The organism is Mycobacterium sp. NGS59, assembly GCF_059812345.1.
The window spans coordinates 439,909-459,079 of sequence record NZ_JCALCN010000001.1 but is presented as its reverse complement, the minus strand read 5'-3'; the positions used below and the strand labels follow the sequence as shown (position 1 = coordinate 459,079).

The window sequence follows — 19,171 nt, the reverse complement described above, 5'->3', positions numbered from 1 at the left end:
GGGCCCGTCGTCAACCCTCCGATCCATGCCCGGCACCGTTAAGGTCGAGTGATGGCTGGGACCGACCGAGGGACCGACACAGCATTCGACGGCGCGGACGAGTCGCCCTCTCTGGCGATGGTGTGGCCTGGGACGCCGTTCCCGCTGGGCGCGTCGTATGACGGTGCGGGCACCAACTTTTCGCTGTTTTCCGAAGTCGCCGACAGCGTCGAGTTGTGCCTGATCGGGCGGGACGGCAGCGAATTCCGAATCGACCTGGACGAAGTCGACAGCTACATCTGGCACTGCTACCTGCCGAACGTCACACCCGGGCAGCGCTACGGATTCCGGGTGCACGGTCCGTTCGATCCGGCTGCCGGTCACCGCTGCGACCCCAGCAAGCTGTTGCTCGACCCGTACGGCAAAGGGTTCGTCGGGGACTTCACGTTCGATCAGGCCCTGTATTCCTACGATCTGGCGGTCGCGGCCGAGGACCCGTCGGAGACCGGCATCCCACCGATGGTCGACTCGCTGGGTCACACCATGACCAGCGTGGTGATCAATCCGTTCTTCGACTGGGCCTCAGATCGCGCGCCGTGTACGCCGTATCACGAGACGATCATCTACGAGGCGCACGTCAAGGGCATGACCCAGACCCATCCGGGTATCCCGCACGAGCTGCGCGGCACCTACGCCGGGCTGGCTCACCCGGTGATCATCGATCATCTGAAGTCGCTCAACGTCACCGCCATCGAATTGATGCCGGTCCACCAGTTCCTGCACGACCACCGACTGGTCGACCTGGGACTGCGAAACTATTGGGGTTACAACACATTCGGGTTTCTCGCCCCGCACTACCAGTACGCGGCAAGTCGCAAGCCCGGCGGCGCGGTCGCCGAATTCAAGTCGATGGTGCGCGCCTTTCACGAGGCGGGCATCGAGGTCATCCTCGACGTGGTCTACAACCACACCGCCGAAGGCAATCACCTCGGCCCCACCATCAACTTCCGGGGCATCGACAACGCGGCCTACTACCGCCTGGTCGACGGCGACCTGCGCCACTACAAGGACTTCACCGGCACCGGGAACAGTCTGAATGTCCGGCATCCGCACACTTTGCAATTGATCATGGATTCGCTGCGGTACTGGGTACTAGAGATGCATGTGGATGGATTTCGCTTCGACCTGGCGGCCACTTTGGCGCGTGAGTTCTACGACGTCGACCGGCTGTCGGCGTTTTTCGACCTCGTCCAGCAGGATCCCGTGGTGAGCCAGGTGAAGTTGATCGCCGAGCCGTGGGACGTCGGCGAAGGCGGTTACCAGGTGGGAAATTTCCCAGGTTTGTGGACCGAATGGAACGGGAAGTATCGCGACACTGTGCGCGACTACTGGCGGGGGGAACCCGCGACCCTGGGCGAGTTCGCATCCCGGCTGACCGGTTCGTCTGACCTCTACGAGGCGACGGGTCGCCGCCCCAGCGCCAGCATCAACTTCGTCACCGCCCATGACGGGTTCACCATGCATGATCTGGTGTCCTACAACGAAAAACACAACGTGGCCAACGGCGAGGACAACCGCGACGGCGAAAGCCACAACCGGTCCTGGAACTGCGGTGTGGAGGGTCCCACCGACGACCCGGAGATCACCGCGCTGCGGTGCCGGCAGATGCGCAACTTCTGGACCACGCTGATGGTCAGCCAGGGCACTCCGATGATTTCCCACGGCGACGAGTTCGGGCGCACTCAGTCGGGCAACAACAACGTGTACTGCCAGGACTCCGAGGTGTCCTGGATGGACTGGTCGTTCGTGGACAAGAATGCCGACCAGCTGGAGTTCGCGCGCAAGGTGACCGCATTGCGCAAGAGACACCCGGTATTTCGGCGCCGCCGCTTCTTGAAGGGACAGCCGATCCGCAGCGGTACCGGAATCCATGACATCGCCTGGCTGACTCCCGCGGGCCAGGAGATGACAGTGCAGGACTGGGACAACGTCTTCGGCAAGTCGATCGCGGTGTTCCTGGACGGCCAGGCACTGGCCGAACCCAATCGACGTGGTGAACGGGTGGTCGACGACTCATTCCTGTTGTGCTTCAACGCCTACGACCAAGAGGTTACCTTCGTCATGCCGCGCGGTGACTACGCCCGGGAATGGGTGGTGGAACTGGACACGACCATGCCCACCGGGGCCTCGAATCGGGTCATCCGGGACGGCGAAGAGCTGCCAGTGCCGGGACGCTCGGTATTCGTACTACGTAAGACGTTGTAACACATGGCCATTCCGATTCTGGCAACCTACCGGTTGCAGCTCCGCGGTGCGTCCAGTGGCTTCGCGTTCACCCTCGCCGACGCCGAGAACCTGTTGGATTACCTCAACGACCTCGGGGTGTCACACCTGTACCTGTCCCCCATTCTGACCGCCGCCAGCGGTTCCTCGCACGGCTACGACGTCACCGACCCGACGACGGTGTCGCGCGACCTCGGCGGTCCGGAAGGTCTGGCCCGGTTGGCCGCCGCGGCGCGTGAGCGCGGCATGGGGCTGATCGTCGACGTCGTCCCCAACCACGTGGGTATCGACGACCCCCAACAGAACACCTGGTGGTGGGACGTGCTGCGGCATGGCCGGGACTCGCAGTATGCGTCCTACTTCGACATCGACTGGACACTGGACGATTCGGGGCGAATCGTGTTGCCGCTGTTGGGTTCCGACGACGACGCCGCCGATCTGAGCGTCGACGGGGATCAGCTTCGGTTGGGTGACCTGGCGCTGCCGATCGCACCCGGCACCGGCGACGGCAGCGGACCCGAGGTGCACAACCGGCAGCATTACCGCCTGGTCGGTTGGCGGCGCGGAGTGGTCGGGTACCGCCGATTCTTCTCGATCACCTCCCTGGCAGGCTTGCGTCAGGAGGATCGATCGGTCTTCGATGCCAGCCACGCCGAGGTGGCCCGCTGGTTCAGCGACGGGATCGTTGACGGGGTGCGGATTGACCATCCTGACGGATTGGCCGATCCCGCAGGTTATTTGGGCTGGTTGCGCGAGTTGCTCGGTCCCGAGGCGTGGATCGTGATCGAGAAGATCCTCGGTGTCGACGAGGCGCTGGAGCCCACGCTGCCGGTCGCCGGCACCACCGGCTACGACGTGCTGCGGGAGGTGGGCGGGCTGTTCGTCGACCCCACCGGGGCGCCGGCGCTGACCGAGCTCGTCGACTCCGCCGGACTGCGTTACGACGACATGCCGCGGTTGCTGGCCGATCTGAAGATCCGCGCCGCGACCGACACCTTGGCCAGTGAACTGGCTCGCCTGCGCCGCAGCGTCGTGGCAGCCGCGGGCGCGGATGACCCGCTGTTGCCCGAGGCGGTCGCCGCTCTGCTGACCCACATCGACGTCTACCGCTGCGACTACCGCGGCCTGGCCGCGCTCCTGCCGGCGGCGCTGGCCGAAACTCAGTCTGAGCGACCAGAATTGGGACCGGCCCTGCAGGTGCTGGCCGCTGCGCTGGCGCACGGCGGGGAGGCCGCCACCCGACTGCAGCAACTGTGTGGCGCGGTCACCGCCAAAGCTGTCGAAGACTGCCTGTTCTACCGTGACGCCCGGCTGGTGTCACTGAACGAAGTCGGTGGTGAGCCGCACCGGTTCGGCGTCGGGGCCGCCGAGTTCCACCAGAGCGCCGCCACCCGCGCGCGGTTGTGGCCGCGGGCCATGACCACGCTGACCACCCACGACACCAAACGCGGCGAAGACGTCCGCGCCCGCATCGGTGTGCTGTCTCAGGTGCCCTCGTTGTGGTCGGAATTCGTCGCGCGGTGGGAGAACCAGAGCCCCTCCCCCGATCCGGCGACCGGACAGTTCTTGTGGCAGAACATCTTCGGCGTCTGGCCGGTAACCGGCGAGGTGACCGGCAGGCTACGCGAACGGCTGCACGGGTATGCCGAGAAAGCGATCCGGGAAGCCGCCTGGCACACCACCTGGAACGATCCGAACACCGAATTCGAAGACGCCGTGCACGGTTGGCTGGACTCGGTACTGGACGGCCCGATCGCCGGCGAGCTCACCAAGCTTGTCGCGCAATTGAATCCGCACGCCGCCAGCGACGCGCTGGGCCAGAAGCTGCTGGCGTTGACGGTGCCCGGAATCCCCGACGTCTACCAAGGCACCGAGTTGTGGGACGACAGCCTCGTCGACCCCGACAACCGCCGCGAAGTCGACTACGCGAGTCGTCGCGCGGCGCTGAAAGAGCTGCAGCACCCCAAGATTCGGATTGTTGCCGCCGCACTGCGGCTGCGGCGAGCCCGTCCGGACACCTTCCTGCACGGCGAGTATCGTCCCGTGCTCGCCGAGGGCGACGCGGGTGATCACATCGTGGCGTTCAGCCGCGGTGGCAACGTGGTGGTCGCGGTCACGCGCTGGACGGTGCGGCTCAAAGACTCCGGGTGGGGCAACACGGTGGTGCCGTTGCCCGAAGGTTCCTGGACCGACACTCTCACCGGCGCCATGTCGAGCGGACCTGTGTCGGCCGTGGAGTTGTTCGCCGAGCTCCCCGTCGTCCTGTTGGAGCGCAACGATGCCTGAATTCCGGGTGTGGGCGCCCAAACCCGAGCGGGTGCGCCTGGACGTCGACGGCTCGGTGCACGACATGACCCGGACGGACGACGGCTGGTGGCACACCGGCGTCGAGGCGGCGGGTGACGTCCGGTACGGCTTCCTGCTCGGCGACGATCCCACCGTGCTGCCCGACCCGCGCTCGGCGCGCCAGCCCGACGGGGTGCACGAGCGCTCCCAGTTGTGGGACCCGGCCAGCGCCGCGTGGACCGACGGCGAGTGGGCCGGTCGATCCGTTGAGGGCGCGGTGATCTACGAGCTGCACGTGGGCACGTTCACCCCGGACGGCACGTTCGACGCTGCCGTCGAAAAGCTGGACTACCTGGTCGATCTCGGCGTCGACTTCGTGGAGTTGATGCCGGTGAACTCCTTCGCCGGCACGCACGGCTGGGGCTACGACGGTGTGTTGTGGTACAGCGTGCACGAGCCCTACGGCGGGCCCGACGGCCTGGTCCGGTTCGTCGACGCCTGCCACGCAAGGGGTTTGGGGGTGTTGATCGACGCGGTGTTCAATCACCTCGGCCCGTCGGGTAACTACCTGCCTCGCTTCGGACCGTATCTGTCGTCGGCCAGCAACCCGTGGGGCGAGGGCATCAACATCGCCGACGCCGACTCCGACGAGGTGCGCCGCTACATCATCGGGTGCGCGCTGCGCTGGATGCGGGACTTCCACGCCGACGGGCTGCGACTGGATGCCGTACACGCGCTGGTGGACACCACCGCCTTCCACATTCTGGAGGAGATGGCCACCGAAACCGACTGGCTGTCCAGGCAGGTCGGTCGCCCGCTGGCGCTGATCGCCGAGAGCGACCTCAACGACCCGCGGCTGATCACCTCCCGCGACGAGCACGGGTACGGCATCACCGCGCAGTGGGCCGACGACATCCATCACGCCGTCCACACCGCGGTGTCCGGCGAACGGCAGGGCTACTATTCCGATTTCGGGTCGCTGGCCACGCTGGCGCAGACTTTGCGGCACGGTTTCTTTCACGCCGGCACGTATTCGTCGTTCCGGCGGCGCCGGCACGGGAGACCGCTGGACACCGCCCGGGTACCGGCGACGCGGTTGCTGGCCTACACCTGCACCCACGACCAGGTGGGCAACCGCGCGCTGGGCGACCGTCCGTCGCAGAACCTCACTCCCGGCCAACTCGCCGTCAAGGCCGCCCTGGTTCTCGGATCACCGTATACGACAATGCTTTTCATGGGTGAAGAGTGGGGCGCGTCGACCCCGTTCCAATTCTTCAGTTCCCATCCCGAACCCGAGCTGGCGCAGGCCACCCGGGACGGGCGCAAGGCGGAGTTCGCCGAACACGGCTGGGATGCCGACGAGATCCCCGATCCGCAGGATCCGCACACCTTCACCCGGTCCAAGCTGGACTGGGCGGAGACGGTTGACGGCGACCATGCCCGGGTTCTGCAGTGGTACCGGGACCTGATCGCCCTGCGGCACAACGAACCCGATCTGGCCGATGCGTGGCTGGACAACCTCGTCACCGAGTACGACGAGGAACAGCGCTGGATCCTGCTGCGCCGCAACCACTTGGCGATCGTCTGCAACCTGGGCACTGAGCCGGTGAGCGTGCCGGTATCCGGCGAGGTGGTGCTGGCCTGGGACGATCCGGATGTCGGCTCTGATGCCACGGTGGTGCCCGGCCATTCGGTGGCGATACTGCGCTGTGGGTGAGTGAGTCGCGGCGTCGTTCACCCCCGTTGAGAATCTGCAGGCAAAGCGCTAGTGGCAAGGCCGGGGCAATGACGAAGAGGCATCCGAAAGCCCGTCCGGTCGCCGTCACCAACGCGGCGCTGCGCCTCGGCGTCAAAGTCGTACCGGCGATACCCGAACGGCTCAAGCTGCTCCTGGCCGGCGGCACGAGGATCACCGTGGACGGCAACACCCTGGAGGCCACCGCTCAGCTGATGTTGGCCGTGCAGCGACGCACCGGCACCGGCGGTCTCGGAGCATCCGGCGACGTCGACACCGCCCGCGCGCTGATGCGCAACTCCCACGTGGCGATGAAGGCCCGAATACCGCTTCCCACAACGGACTTGACCATATCCGGCCCGGAAGGACCACTCCGGGCGAGACACTACCGAGCGACCGCGAACGCGCCGCTGCTCGTCTTCTTCCACGGCGGCGGCTTCGTGGTGGGCGACATCGAATCCCACGACGGGCTGTGCCGCCAGATCTGCCGGGACGCGAAAGTCCACGTGCTGTCGGTGGACTACCGGCGGGCACCCGAGCACAAGGCACCCGCCGCGGTTGAGGACTGCCTGGCGGCCTACCAATGGGCACTCGCGCACGCCACCGAACTGGACGCCGACAGCCACCGGATCGCCGTCGGCGGAGACAGCGCCGGAGCCAATCTGGCAGCACTCGTCACCCAGCGCAGCCGCGAGGAAAACCTGACACCGCCGGCCCTGCAGGTGCTGCTCTACCCGGTGGTCGACCTGTCCGCCCAGACCCGCTCTCGCGCATTGTTCGCCGAAGGGTTCTTCCTCTCCAAGGCCGAGATGGACTGGTTCTCCGAGCTGTACCTGGACGGCACCGACCTCACGGCCGACGATCCGCGCGTGTCACCACTCAAAGCCGACTTGTCCGGTCTGGCACCGGCATTGGTGCGCACCGCGGGATTCGATCCGCTACGCGACGAGGGAAACGAGTACGCCGCGGCCCTGCGCGCAGCCGGCGTCGAGGTGGACCACCGGCAGTTCGACACGCTTCCGCACGGCTTTGCCAGCATCGCTCCCCTCGGGGGCGACAGCGCCGACGCCATCGCGGAGACCATCGCTGCCATCGCGGCTCACCTGCGTGTCCCGTAGTCCCGAATGATCCGCCGGCGAACGTTTTCCAGGTGGTGGACCAGGTCGTAACCGTCGTCCAGCACCAGCCAGTGATGCGCGACGCCGAACACCGCGGTGCTGATGTCGTCGACGGCGGCATCGACGTCGACGTCGAAACGCACCGATCCGTCCTCGATGCCCTTGCGCAAACCGGCTTTCACCTTGCGCCTGCCTTCCAGCAGTTGTCCGACCGAGCGCGCCCGCAACGCCGACGTCGTCTTGACCGCTTCGAATGCCGCCACGAACATCGCGCGCAGAAACTGCGGATCCGAGTCGGCCAGCTGCCCGATCCGGTCGAAATGCGCCAGCGCCTGCGCCAACCCGCTCGCGTCCGGATCCAGATCCGGACTCAGCTGCGCCAGGTATTCCCGCATGAACACCGCATCGAGCACCGCGTCCTTACTGCCGTACCTGGCGTGCACCATCGCCCGGCTGTACCCGGCGCGCAGCCCGATCTCCGCCGCAGTCGTTGCCTCCCAACCTTTTTCGACAATCAACTCGGCAGCGGCACGCGCCATCCTGCGGTTGGAGGTCTCGACCCGTTCCGGTTGCGAGAGCCCACGCGTCGGAGAAGGCACGGTTGCATATTAGACCGTCCGCAACTAGGTTAGTTGCGCATTGTCAAATAAGTTGTCGACAGAACTCCGTGGCTTTGGAGGTGTTCGGATGAGCGCGACCACCCGCACCGCCCGCGAAGTGGTCGAGCTGTACAACCTCGTGGTCTGGAACCGACGCGACTTCGCCCTGGCCGAGGAATTGATGGGGGACAATGTGATTCGACATGACGTGGGCGAAGCGGTCACCCTTACCCATCAGCAGGCCGTCGACCGGATCGTCGAGCACTGGGCGATGTTCGAGACCATCCGGTTCGATCTGAACCTGGTGGTCGCGGGTGACGACGGTGAGCACGTCGCCGTCGTCTACCAGTCCCCCATGAAGCTCAAGGACGGCACTGAGGTAGACATCGGAAGTATGGAGATCTTCCGGGTTGTCGACGGCCGCATCACCGAGGTGTGGAACTGCGGCTACAAGCAAGGGATTTGGGCATGACCGACCGGGTGCTGGACGAACTGGGCTACTACCTGCTGGCCGGCGCCGGAGGTGAGGGCCCGGCGACGCTGATGGACGAGGCCCGCCGCGGCGAGGAACTGGGTTTCGGCACTGGGTTCATCTCCGAACGCTGGAACGTCAAGGAGGCGTCGTCGCTGACGGGCGCGGCGCTGGCCGTCACCAGTCGCATGCAGATCGCCACGGCGGCAACCAATCACAACACACGTCACCCGCTCATCACGGGGTCTTGGGCCACCACCATGCATCGCCTCTCCGGGGGCCGCTTCACTCTCGGTCTGGGGCGCGGAATCGCGGCTATGTACAAGGCATTCGGCGTGCCGTCGGTGACGACCGCCCAGATGGAGGACTTCGCGCAGGTGATGCGCAAACTCTGGCACGGTGAGCTCGTCTTCAACCACGACGGCCCCATCGGCAAGTACCCGGTGCTGTTCCTGGATCCCGACTTCGACGAGGACATCCGGCTGGCGATCGTGGCGTTCGGTCCGCAGACCCTCGCGCTGGGCGGCCGCGAGTTCGACGACGTCATCCTGCACACCTATTTCACCCCGGAGACGTTGCAGCGCGCGGTCAAGACGGTCAAGGACGCGGCCGAGCAGGCCGGCCGCGATCCGGCCACCGTGCGGGTGTGGTCGTGCTTCGCCACCGTCGGCGATCACCTGCCCGAGGAGTTGCGATTGAAGAAGACCGTCGCTCGCCTGGCCACCTACCTGCAGGGTTACGGCGAGTTGCTGGTCGACACCAACGGCTGGGATCGCGCTGTGCTGCAACGCTTTCGCGACGACAAGGTAGTGCAGTCCATCCCCGGCGGCATCGACCACAAGGCCAGCGCGGAGCAGATCGAGCACATCGCCACGCTGATCCCCGACGAATGGCTCGAGCCGTCGGCGACGGGAACGGCCCAGCAGTGCGTCGACCGGGTGCGCCAGGAGTTCGACTACGGCGCTGACGCGGTCATCATGCACGGCGCGACGCCGGACGAATTGGAGCCGATCGTCGCGGCCTACCGCGCCACCGTGGACTGACGACCCGAGAGGATCCGCCAAGGACTCACCACGCGTTGACTCACACGCTGGCTCTCCCGGTACCGTGGACCGCGTCGGCGATGGCGTCCGCCAGCGGCTCGATGTCGTCGCTGCACAATTCCGCAATCGTGACCCGCATCCCGGGCGGCGCCTCGATCCGGAACCGCGTCCCTGCCGAGGCGGCCCAGCCCGCATTGAGCAGACGGGTGATCGCGACGGTCTCGTCGGGCACCGGGACCCAGACGTTGAGTCCCGACCGCCCGTGTGCGGCGACCCCACGCTCGGCCAGGGCATCGCACAGCGCGTGGCGGTTGTTGGCGTACCGATCCCCGGCCGCGACGATCAGGTCGGTGACCTCCTCGTCGGACCACATGCGCACGGCGAGGTCCTGCAGCAGATGACTCACCCACCCGGGCCCCAGCCGCAGCCGCCCGTGCACCCGTTCGACAGTGCGGCGATCTCCCGCGAGGACGGCCAGCCGCAGGTCAGGGCCGTACGCCTTCGACACCGACCGCACGAAGGCCCACCGGCGCGTCGCCCCGGCCAGCGGGTGCAGCGCAGCACCGGAGATGCCGGCGCAATGATCGTCCTCGACGACGAGGACATCGCTGGTCTTGCCGGCGAGCAGACGACGCAGGGCGCCCGCGCGCTCCTTGGACAGTGCGGCGCCGGTCGGGTTCTGCGCGCGGGTGGTGACGATGACCGCCTGTACCCCGCGGCGCAGCGCCCGTGCCATGCTCAACACCAACGGCCCCTCGTCGTCGACCTGGACCGGCTCAGCGGAAAACCCAAGGGCCGCAATGAGATCAAGCAGATTCGCCCAGCCCGGATCCTCGACGGCGACCCGGTCCCCCGGACGCAGATGCGCGGTCAGCGCGCGCTCGATGCCGTCCAGCGCGCCGCTGGTCACCGCGAGGTGATCGGCTGCGATCCCGTCGGCGGCCAGGTCGGCGCGGGCGTGATCGACCAGTGCCGGCGACATCGCCGGCGTCCCGTACAGCACCGGCGCACCCGGCGATGGAGCCAGACCGAGGGCGGTGATGGGCAACAGCTTGGGGTCGGGGTTGCCGCTGGACAGGTCGCGGACACCGTCGGGCACCTCGATACCCAGCAGCGAACGGGTGGTGGTCGCCGGCCGGCTACGCACCCGGGTGCCACGCCGACCCGCGGTTTCGATCGCGCCGCGATCGCGCAGCAGCCGGTACGCGGCGGCGACAGTGTTGGCGTTGACGCCCAGTTGAGTGGCCACGTCGCGGATGGACGGCAGCGCTTCACCGGGCTCGAAGGCGCCTTGGGAGATGCCTTCTTCGACGCTGGCGGCGATGGAGTCCGCGCCGGTTCCGGAAATGATGTATTGTTCTGGCACGTTTTACATTATGTACTAGTACAAACTAGAAGGCAAGTAAATGTCGACCGAATACCAGCTCACCCCGCACACGACCCCCACCCGGTATCGGGAACGCGCCCGCTACGAGCGCGAGACGGTGCACCGCATTCTGGATGAAGCGCTGATCTGCCACCTGGGATATGTCCGCGACGGGCGCCCGGTGGTGCTACCGACGACACACGCGCGCGTTGGCGAGACGCTGTACCTGCACGGGTCGTCCGGGGGCGGTCCGATGCTGGCCGCGCGGCCGTCGGGGTTGCGCATCTGCGTCACGGTCACCTTGGTCGACGGACTGGTGCTGGCCCGTTCGGCGATGCACCACTCACTGAACTACCGTTCGGTGGTCGCGATGGGCACCGCGCGTCTCGTCGACGACCCACAGGAAAAGTCGCGGGCGCTGAATGCGCTGCTCGACCACATTCGGACCGGGCGCGCCGCCGACTGCCGGCCGCCGAACGCACGTGAGCTGGCCGCCACCGCGGTGCTTGCCCTCGACCTCACCGAAGTCTCGGCCAAGGTGCGCGAGGGCGGCGTGGCCGACGACCCGGAGGATCTGACTCTTCCGCACTGGGCCGGGGTGGTGCCGTTGCGGTTGACGGCAGCCAGACCGGTACCGGATGTGGACCTCGACCCCGCCACCGAACTGCCGTCGTATCTGCAGGGCTAACCGCTCAGGCCACCGTCAGCTGCGCGGCCGCGCCGCCGATCTTCGTTTCGTCGTCGCCAATCATGGTGCGCAGCAACGTTTCCTGTTCCCGCGTACCGCGTTGCGCTGCGCGGTCGAGGCCGCCGGGACGGGTCAGGTCGACCACGCTGCGGACAATGTTGACCGGGAAACGCAGCAAGGGGAACCACGGCGGCATGTAGGTCGGCAAGCCCAGGGAACGCATGGCGCGCGGACCCAGGAACCCGCTCGTCACCGAAATGTGCTGCGCCCAGGCCAGACGTCGGCGCAACCGCGGCAAGGTGCGATAGTGCCAGGCCAGCGGGTCGTCGACCATGGGGACCGCCAGCTGTCTGGTGGACTCGTCGGGAATGGCGAGCGCCGTCAGGGTGTGGTAGAGCACCCGGATCCCGTCGCGGAAGCTACGGGGCAACCATTCGTCCTCCACGCCGATCAGCCAGCCCACGTAGCGGGTCAGGTGGGCGATGGCGTCGAGATCGCCCGGTGTCTGCGCGATGCCCATGCCGATGGCGCCGGCCGCCGGGGCGATCAGGGCGCCGACGAGGGTGGCGGCCATGTCCGTTTGGTTGACCGGCAGGCCCCATTCGTCTGCTCGCCAGTCCGGCATGGCTGCGACGTGCCGGCGCACGAAGGCATGGATCAGCCGGACCCGAAGTGTCGATTGATAGCCGATGCCACGCGGGGTCAGGCCGCCATCATCGATGACATCCATCGCCCACTGCATCGTCTCGGCGAACCGCTTATTCGAGCCCTTCTCGAGCGCACCGGTGCGCAGCAGGGTCTTGTTGAACCCGGAGAACTGATATCCACCGAGCAGCGACACGTCGCGCGCGATGTACATGCCGTCGGCCCCGCCCCTGCGCAGCGCCCGCTGGCCCCGGCGCAGCACGTCCCAATCGACCCACGCGGGCGGCGACTCGACCTGAACGAAGAAGTCGCGCAACGGTTGTGGCGCGTCCGGCATGCTGTCGATACCGTCGGCAAGCGCCTGGTCGAACAACGCCCGGGCGTGTGTCGCGCTGGTCGACGACATCCACTCGACGAGCTGATCCATCGGCGCGTCGCCAACCGTCAGGCGCTCGCCGAGCCGCTGCCATTGCCGCGGCGAGGGTCCGCGCACGCCCAGCATCATCGCCATCAGCCGCACGCCAGCGGGGACGGGACGGGGCCGGTCGGGATGGCGAGTGGGAATCCGCGACGTCATCTCGTCCTCCTGACCCCGGGCGCTTTGGATAACGGCTGTGATCCGAATCTAAAGCGCGAGTAAGGTGCTGTCAATGAAACGCGCGGAGGTGGTACGCGACTACGGCGGGATCAGCGCGGACGACCGCCGCGCCGAGCGCCGCCGCAAGTTGATCGCCGCCGGTCGCACGATCTGGGGCGAGTCGGGAGTCGCCGAGGTGACCGTGCGCGGCGTGTGCACCGCTGCCGGGCTCATCCCCCGCTACTTCTACGAGCAGTTCCCCAACCGCGAAGCGTTGCTGTTCGCGGTGTCCGACGACGTTCGCGACCAACTGCTCGCGGCCCTGGTGCACGCCGGGGTCGGTGATCCCGGGACGCTGACGGACAAACTCAGGTCCGCGCTGAAAGCATTTCTCGACATCATCGCCGCCGACCCGTACATCCACCGCATCGCCACCGACGACGTGAGTACCGTCGCCGGGCTGGCCCGGCACCGCACCAGCATCCTCGGGATGATCACCGATTCCGTCATCGAGCAGAGCCCCCAGGTTCTCGACGCGCCCCCGGCCGATCCCGCCGGATTGCGCCGGGGGGCTCAGTTCATCGTCGGCGGTGTGAATCAGATCATCGAAGCGTGGCTGCAGGACCCGGTGGAGAGCCCCGACGAACTCGCCGCGGCATGCGCCGACCTGTGCGTGGCCGTCGTCCGCTCGTCCGAGTAGCGGCGCGCCAGTAAGTGGGGCGCAAGTAGTTGGGGGCGAGCAGACGCAAAAGCCCCCTATTTCGGCACGAAATGGGGGCTTTTGCGTCTGCTCGCCACACCCCACTAGAGCAGCAGGTAGCGGTAGGCCGGCGAACCCGGCTGCAGGGTTTCCACGTGCATGTCGGTGGCCCGCATCCGCGCCAGCAACCCGTCCAGGTCCGCCGCGGATCCCAGTTGGATCCCGACGAGCGCCTCCCCCGTCTCGCGGTTGTTGCGCTTGACGTATTCGAACAAGGTGATGTCGTCACCGGCGCCCAGCACCTCGTCGAGGAACCGCCGCAGCGCTCCGGGCTCCTGCGGGAAGTCGACCAGGAAATAGTGCTTGAGGCCCAGGTGGACCAGCGACCGCTCCAGCACCTCGCCGTACCGGGACACGTCGTTGTTGCCGCCGGAGATCAGACACACCACGGTGGAGCCGGGTTCGACGTCGGCTTCCAGCAGGCCGGCCACCGACAGCGCCCCGGCGGGTTCGGCGATGATGCCCTCGTTCTGGTACAGGTCGAGCATCGCGGTGCACACCGCGCCCTCGTCGACGGTCGTGATCGACACCATGTCCCCCGCTGCCGACAGGGCCGCATACGGCAACGCGCCCGCGCGCGCCACCGCCGCGCCGTCCACGAACTGGTCGACGTGATCCAGGGTGACCGGCTCGCCGGCGGCCAGCGCAGCCATCATCGCAGCCGCGCCCGCGGGCTCGATCCCCAGCACCGCGGTGTTGGTGGTCCGTTCGGCCAGGTAGGTGGTGATACCGGCGATGCATCCGCCTCCGCCCACGGGCACCACCACCAGGTCGGGCTCGACGTCGAGCGCGTCCAGGATCTCGACCGCGATGGTGCCCTGACCGGCCATGGTGCGCAGGTCGTCGTACGGCGGCACCAGCGTGGCGCCGGTGCGGGCGACGTCGTCGCGGGCGGCTTCGGCGGCCCGATCGTAGGTGGATCCACCGACGATCAAGTCGATGAAACCGCCGCCGTGGTAGACGATCCGGTCGCGCTTCTGCCGGGGGGTCTTCGCCGGCACATAGACGCGGCCGTGCACCCCCAACGCCCGGCACGCGAACGCGAAGCCCTGCGCGTGATTACCGGCCGACGAGCACACCACCCCGGCCGCCAGCTCCTCGTCGGAGAGCTGCACCAGCAGGTTGTAGGCACCCCGCAGCTTGTAGGAGCGCACGACCTGCAGATCTTCGCGCTTGAGGTAGACCGCCGCGCCGGTAATGTCCGACAACCGGTCGCTGTACTGCAGCGGCGTAGGCGTGACCACCGCAGCAATCCGCTTGGCCGCCCCGTCGATGTCAGCCGCGCACAGCGGCAGATCGCGCGGGTTCTGGCTCAGTTCGGCGGACACCGGTCAATGGTGCCATGCCGCGGCAACGCCAGCTCAGCTCACCGGGGTCAGGACGAACACCGGGATTTGCCGGTCGGTCTTGGTCTGATACTCGGCGTAATCGGGCCAGGCCTCGACGGCCCGCTCCCACCAAGTGGCCTTCTCGTCGCCGAACACCTCGCGCGCGTCGTAGTCGCGGGCGACCGCGCCGTCTTGCAGTTCGACCCGGGGGTTCTTGGCGATGTTGTAGTACCAGACCGGGTTCTTCGGAGCGCCGCCGAGCGAGGCGACGACGGCGTATTCGCCGTTGTGCTCGACGCGCATCAACGGCGTCTTGCGAAGTTTGCCGGTCTTGGCGCCTACGGTGGTCAGGACGATGATGGGCTTGCCCTTCATGTCCGCGGCATCGGCCCCGCCGGATTCCACGTACTTGTCGGCCTGCTCACGGGCCCAATCCCACGGGCTGGGTGCGTATTCACCGGAAAGTGGCATGGCACCAACTCTAGGCCCGCTACGTACCTGCGTGGCCGACCACGGTCCGGGCCAGTTCCGCGATGCAATTGACCCGCCGGGTGGCGGTGGCGATCTCGTCGGCGAACTCCTGGCGCCGTTTGGCGAGATCGGCCTGGTCAGCGCCTTCGACCAGCTCGCGGTGCCGAGCCAGTCGCAGCGCGGTCTTGAACAGCTCCATCGATCGTGACTCGGCGTTGGCGATCCGGCGTTGCAGCTCCCACTGCTTGCCCACCTCGAGGCATTCAGTCAGGAACGCCTCCTCGTCCAGCGCCTCGTCTTCCAGGGCGGCCAGCCGATTGGCGACGATGTGGTAGGCGTCCAGGAACGGCCGCAGCACCAAATGCGCAAGCAACAGATCAGCGGACTCCAACAACCCCCGCACCTCGGCCGCGCTGACGCTCTTGGTGGTGTCCTCGACCGGACCGATCAACCGCACTTCGTCGGCCAGTTCCTTCTCGAACTGCGCCCGCGCCGAGAACAGGAACTCGAACTTCAGCAACTCGCGCAGCTGTAGCGCTTCGTCGCGCACCGCGGCGGGTGACACGTCGGCTCCGCCTTCGGAGGCCGCCAGCAACGCCAGCTCGGCGATGGCGCGGTCGACCAGGATGTGGATCGCGGTGTTGCGGTAGAACGCCGCGACCAGGTGCTGATCGGCGCCGATCCCCCACACCGCCTCGGTGCCGGCGTCGTACACGCTGACCACCCCGGAGGCCACCATCTGATGCAGCGTCCACCGGATCGTCGACTTGTTCGTCAGGTCGGCGGCCCCGGCCACCGCCCAGTCGCGGGCGGCGATGTAGCTGGCCAACGGTCGCACCGTGGCCAGCACCTCGCTGATGGACAGCGAACGGTCGGCGCCCAGCAGCGCCAGGCTCACCACCGCGGTCGGCGTGACCGGGGTGGCGCGGTTGATCCGGTGCTCGACGTCCAGCGCGATGCGTTCGACGACGGTGCCGGTTCCCGACGGGTCCGCCCGCAGTTCCTCGAGACGCTTGCGCAACGGCAGCGGCTCACCGAAGTCGAGATAGGCGCGGCCCAACCGTTCGCCCTGCTGTCGGGACAGCCGGACCAGGAACCGGAAGTCCTCCGGACGTTTGGTGGCGCCGTAAGCTTCGGTGGTCATCGCCTCCACCTCGTGCAGCTGGTCGTACACGATCGAGGTCGGCACCAAATACACCTCGGAGTCGTGGACTCCGTCCACGCCGGCACCCCCTCCCGGACCGTCGATTTCGTCGACGGCATCGGTCAGATAGCGCAGGATGCCGAACACCGGGGGGCGCAACTTGCCGGTCCGGGTGCGTCCGCCCTCAATCGACCAGGTGAGGTTGGTGTGGTTCTGCACCAGCTGCGCGGTGTAGGCGCGCAGCACGAACCGGTAGACCGGAATGTCTTTGGTCTGGCGGCGAATGAAGATCGTGCCGGTGCGCTTGGCGAAGCCACCCATCGGGAAGAAGTTCAGGTTGGCCCCGCCGAACGTGAACGCCGACGACAGCCGATTGGCCGCGATCTCCTCGGGCAACAACATGCCGTCCAGGTAGGACCGGTGGGAGAACGCGAACGCCAGCGTGGCCTTGCGGTCCAGCGCGCGCAGCTGCGCGATCTGGTCCTCGTCGACCAGCACGTCATACGCCCGCATCAGCCACCGGCTGAACCCGCGCCACGCCTGCACCGCCCGCTCGTCCAGCGACGCCGCCACTTCCCGCAGATAGCCGGCGGCCTCCACCCGCACGCTCTCGGGATCCCCGCCGAGTTCGTCGGCCAGCGCGTCCAGGCGCTCACCGAACCACTGCGCGTCCAGCAACTGGGTGACCGCGTCCGGATCCGTCGCCAACGGTGTGGTGGACTCGTCGACAATTCCGGTGCGCTGCAACAGCTTTCGCACCCCGCTGCGACCGACCTCCCGTGCAGTCACCGCTACTCCCCCTCCGCTCAGGCCGGCTGCGCGGACGCAGCCGCGGGTTCGTGAACGTCAGATCCCGGCTCGCTGGCGTACAGCTCCTCGATCTCGGCACCGTACTTGGCGTGGATCGGCTTGCGCTTGAGCTTCATCGTCAGCGTGATCTCGTCACCCCCGGGCTCCCACAGGGTGGGCAGGATGCGGAAACGCTTGACCTGCTCCACCCGTGACAGTTTCTCGTTTCCCGCGGCGACGCCCGCAGCGATCTGCGCGATCACCTCCGCGTCGGACGCGAGTGCCTCCGGTGACGGGTCGAGGCCGCGTTGGGCGGCATACGGGCCCACCGAGTCGGCGTCGAACACCAGCAGCGCGGTGTTGTAGGGCCGGCCGTCACCGATCGCGATCATCACCCCCACCATCGGGCAGGCGGCCACGATGGTGTTCTCGATGTTGGCCGGCGACATATTCTTTCCGGCCGCGTTGATGATGAGTTCCTTCTTACGATCCACCACCCGCAGGTAGCCGTCGTCGTCGATTTCGAAGATGTCGCCGGTGTGCAGCCACCCGTCGGAGTCGATCGCTTCGGCGGTCTTGGCGGGTTCCTTGCGGTAGCCCTTCATCACCAGCGGCCCACGGACCAGGTACTCACCGTCGTCGGCGATCCTGCCTTCCAGGCCGGGAAACAGTTTGCCGACGGTGCCCAGGCGTGCGTCGCGCGGATGGCTTGCGGTGGCGGCGCAGCTGAGCTCGGACATCCCCCAGAGCTCGGCGATCGGGATGCCGATGCCGGTGAAGAACGCCAGCGTCTCCTTCGGTATCGGAGCCGCCCCGGAGACCGCCCACCGCAGTTCGCCGAAGCCCAGCTTCTCGCGGAGCTTCGACAGCACCAGTTCGTCGGCCTGGTCCCACTCGGCCGCGTCGTCCTCCGACATCGGCTCACCGGCCAGCAGCTTTTGCGCACGTTTGTCCGCCACCGACATGGCCCACTGCAGCGCCGCCCGCTTCGTCTCGTCGGACTCGTTGGCGACGGTGAATTCGATTCCCGCCTTGAGCTTTTCCCACACCCGGGGCACCGCGCCCCAGACGGTCGGCCGGGCGTCGGGCAGTGCCCCGACGATTGCTCGCGGGTCGGAGACCGTCGTGATCTGCGTTCCGAAGATCTCCTGGGAGTACAGGCAGCACATCCGGTCGGCGATGTGCGCCGTGGGCAGGAACGACGTGCCCCGGTCTCCGAACTCGACGCCCAGCACGTCGTCCAGACCGTACCCCTCGAACAGCAGGTTGGAGTGGGTCATTTCCACACCCTTGGGGTTCCCGGTGGTGCCGGACGTGTAGATGAGGGTGACGATGTCGTCGGGTTGCACTGCGCGCCAGGTCGATTCGAAGTCGAAGTCTTCGGCGGCGGCTTGGTACAGGTCGTCTATCGAGAGGGTGCCCTCGGGGTGGCCGTCGATGCAGATGATGTGCTCGATCGGGGCGCCGCTGGCTCGGATCCGGTCGACGTACTGTTCCTCGCAGATCACCACCTTGGTGCCGGCGTTGTCGAACACGTAGGTCAGCTGTTCGGCGGGCAGGGTGTTGTACACCGAAAACGACGTGGCGCCAACGTGTTGCGCGCCGACTTCGAGCGGGTAGAACTCCACCCGGTTGGCCATCATCAGCGACACGGTGTCGCCGCGCTTGATGCCGAGACCGGTCAGGCCGGCCGCCACCTGGCGGACCTGGTCTGCGTACTCACGCCAGGTCACTGTCTGGGTGTTGCCGGGGGTGCGCAGGGCCACCGCGTCGGGATCGACCGCCGCGGTGCGCTGAAACGCCTCACACAGGGTGGCCGGTCGCTCGGATGGGGTCGTCACACGGGTAACCCTACGTCCTTCGTCCGCGGGCGCCGAGAGTGAATATC

General features: G+C 67.2%; 15 protein-coding genes. 8 read left to right on the top strand and 7 right to left on the bottom strand.

Going from position 1 to position 19,171, the window contains the following annotated elements:
• Window positions 1-51: 51 nt before the first annotated feature.
• From glgX to AC5Y46_RS01875, 4 genes are all read left to right on the top strand, one after another.
• On the top strand, window positions 52-2,244 hold the full coding sequence (gene glgX / locus AC5Y46_RS01890) for a glycogen debranching protein GlgX (RefSeq protein ID WP_499989895.1): 2,193 nt from the start codon (window positions 52-54) through the stop codon (window positions 2,242-2,244).
• 3 nt (window positions 2,245-2,247) lie between these two features.
• Window positions 2,248-4,548, top strand: a complete 2,301-nt coding sequence (gene treY / locus AC5Y46_RS01885) for a malto-oligosyltrehalose synthase (RefSeq protein WP_499989894.1) — start codon at window positions 2,248-2,250, stop codon at window positions 4,546-4,548.
• Complete coding sequence (treZ, locus tag AC5Y46_RS01880; RefSeq protein ID WP_499989893.1) at window positions 4,541-6,265, top strand: malto-oligosyltrehalose trehalohydrolase; 1,725 nt, start codon at window positions 4,541-4,543, stop codon at window positions 6,263-6,265. Before treY ends, treZ begins: the two co-directional genes overlap by 8 nt.
• A 68-nt stretch (window positions 6,266-6,333) precedes the next feature.
• Window positions 6,334-7,401 carry an alpha/beta hydrolase gene (locus AC5Y46_RS01875; RefSeq protein WP_499989892.1) on the top strand — a complete coding sequence of 356 codons (1,068 nt, stop codon included), beginning with the start codon at window positions 6,334-6,336 and terminating at the stop codon, window positions 7,399-7,401.
• Here the strand turns inward: AC5Y46_RS01875 and AC5Y46_RS01870 are convergent.
• Window positions 7,383-8,000 (bottom strand): TetR/AcrR family transcriptional regulator, encoded by a 618-nt coding sequence (locus AC5Y46_RS01870; protein WP_499989891.1) that lies wholly within the window; start codon window positions 7,998-8,000, stop codon window positions 7,383-7,385. The genes AC5Y46_RS01875 and AC5Y46_RS01870 overlap by 19 nt on opposite strands.
• Window positions 8,001-8,088: 88 nt before the next feature.
• Between AC5Y46_RS01870 and AC5Y46_RS01865 the strand changes: the two genes are divergently transcribed.
• Together AC5Y46_RS01865 and AC5Y46_RS01860 are read left to right on the top strand one after the other, a co-directional pair.
• A complete protein-coding gene (locus AC5Y46_RS01865; RefSeq protein ID WP_499989890.1) occupies window positions 8,089-8,472 on the top strand; it encodes a nuclear transport factor 2 family protein in 384 nt (127 codons plus the stop codon).
• Window positions 8,469-9,515, top strand: a complete 1,047-nt coding sequence (locus AC5Y46_RS01860) for a TIGR03857 family LLM class F420-dependent oxidoreductase (RefSeq protein ID WP_499989889.1) — start codon at window positions 8,469-8,471, stop codon at window positions 9,513-9,515. Before AC5Y46_RS01865 ends, AC5Y46_RS01860 begins: the two co-directional genes overlap by 4 nt.
• A gap of 40 nt (window positions 9,516-9,555) precedes the next feature.
• Here the strand turns inward: AC5Y46_RS01860 and AC5Y46_RS01855 are convergent, their stop codons facing one another.
• Window positions 9,556-10,881, bottom strand: a complete 1,326-nt coding sequence (locus AC5Y46_RS01855) for an aminotransferase class I/II-fold pyridoxal phosphate-dependent enzyme (RefSeq protein ID WP_499989888.1) — start codon at window positions 10,879-10,881, stop codon at window positions 9,556-9,558.
• Window positions 10,882-10,921: 40 nt separating this feature from the next.
• Here AC5Y46_RS01855 and AC5Y46_RS01850 point away from each other — a divergent pair, with 40 nt between their 5' ends.
• Window positions 10,922-11,569, top strand: coding sequence for a pyridoxamine 5'-phosphate oxidase family protein (locus tag AC5Y46_RS01850; RefSeq protein WP_499989887.1), 648 nt, complete (start codon window positions 10,922-10,924; stop codon window positions 11,567-11,569).
• Between the two features lie 4 nt (window positions 11,570-11,573).
• On the opposite strand, the gene AC5Y46_RS01845 is transcribed toward AC5Y46_RS01850, so the two are convergent.
• Window positions 11,574-12,791 (bottom strand): oxygenase MpaB family protein, encoded by a 1,218-nt coding sequence (locus AC5Y46_RS01845; RefSeq protein WP_499989886.1) that lies wholly within the window; start codon window positions 12,789-12,791, stop codon window positions 11,574-11,576.
• Window positions 12,792-12,864: 73 nt separating this feature from the next.
• Between AC5Y46_RS01845 and AC5Y46_RS01840 the strand changes: the two genes are divergently transcribed.
• Window positions 12,865-13,491, top strand: a complete 627-nt coding sequence (locus AC5Y46_RS01840; RefSeq protein ID WP_499989885.1) for a TetR/AcrR family transcriptional regulator — start codon at window positions 12,865-12,867, stop codon at window positions 13,489-13,491.
• Window positions 13,492-13,595: 104 nt separating this feature from the next.
• On the opposite strand, the gene ilvA is transcribed toward AC5Y46_RS01840, so the two are convergent.
• Genes ilvA through fadD11 form a run of 4 tightly spaced genes read right to left on the bottom strand, consistent with a single transcriptional unit; the run spans window position 13,596 to window position 19,124 of the window.
• Window positions 13,596-14,879: a threonine ammonia-lyase gene (gene ilvA / locus AC5Y46_RS01835; RefSeq protein ID WP_499944152.1), complete on the bottom strand. Its 1,284-nt coding sequence runs from the start codon at window positions 14,877-14,879 to the stop codon at window positions 13,596-13,598.
• A gap of 33 nt (window positions 14,880-14,912) precedes the next feature.
• Window positions 14,913-15,350, bottom strand: coding sequence for a nitroreductase family deazaflavin-dependent oxidoreductase (locus tag AC5Y46_RS01830; RefSeq protein ID WP_499989884.1), 438 nt, complete (start codon window positions 15,348-15,350; stop codon window positions 14,913-14,915).
• Between the two features lie 19 nt (window positions 15,351-15,369).
• The gene (locus tag AC5Y46_RS01825; RefSeq protein WP_499989883.1) at window positions 15,370-17,283 is read right to left on the bottom strand and encodes a lysophospholipid acyltransferase; all 1,914 of its coding nucleotides are present in this window, start codon (window positions 17,281-17,283) and stop codon (window positions 15,370-15,372) included.
• 17 nt (window positions 17,284-17,300) lie between these two features.
• Window positions 17,301-19,124, bottom strand: a complete 1,824-nt coding sequence (gene fadD11, locus AC5Y46_RS01820; RefSeq protein WP_499989882.1) for a fatty acid--CoA ligase FadD11 — start codon at window positions 19,122-19,124, stop codon at window positions 17,301-17,303.
• Window positions 19,125-19,171: the final 47 nt, after the last annotated feature.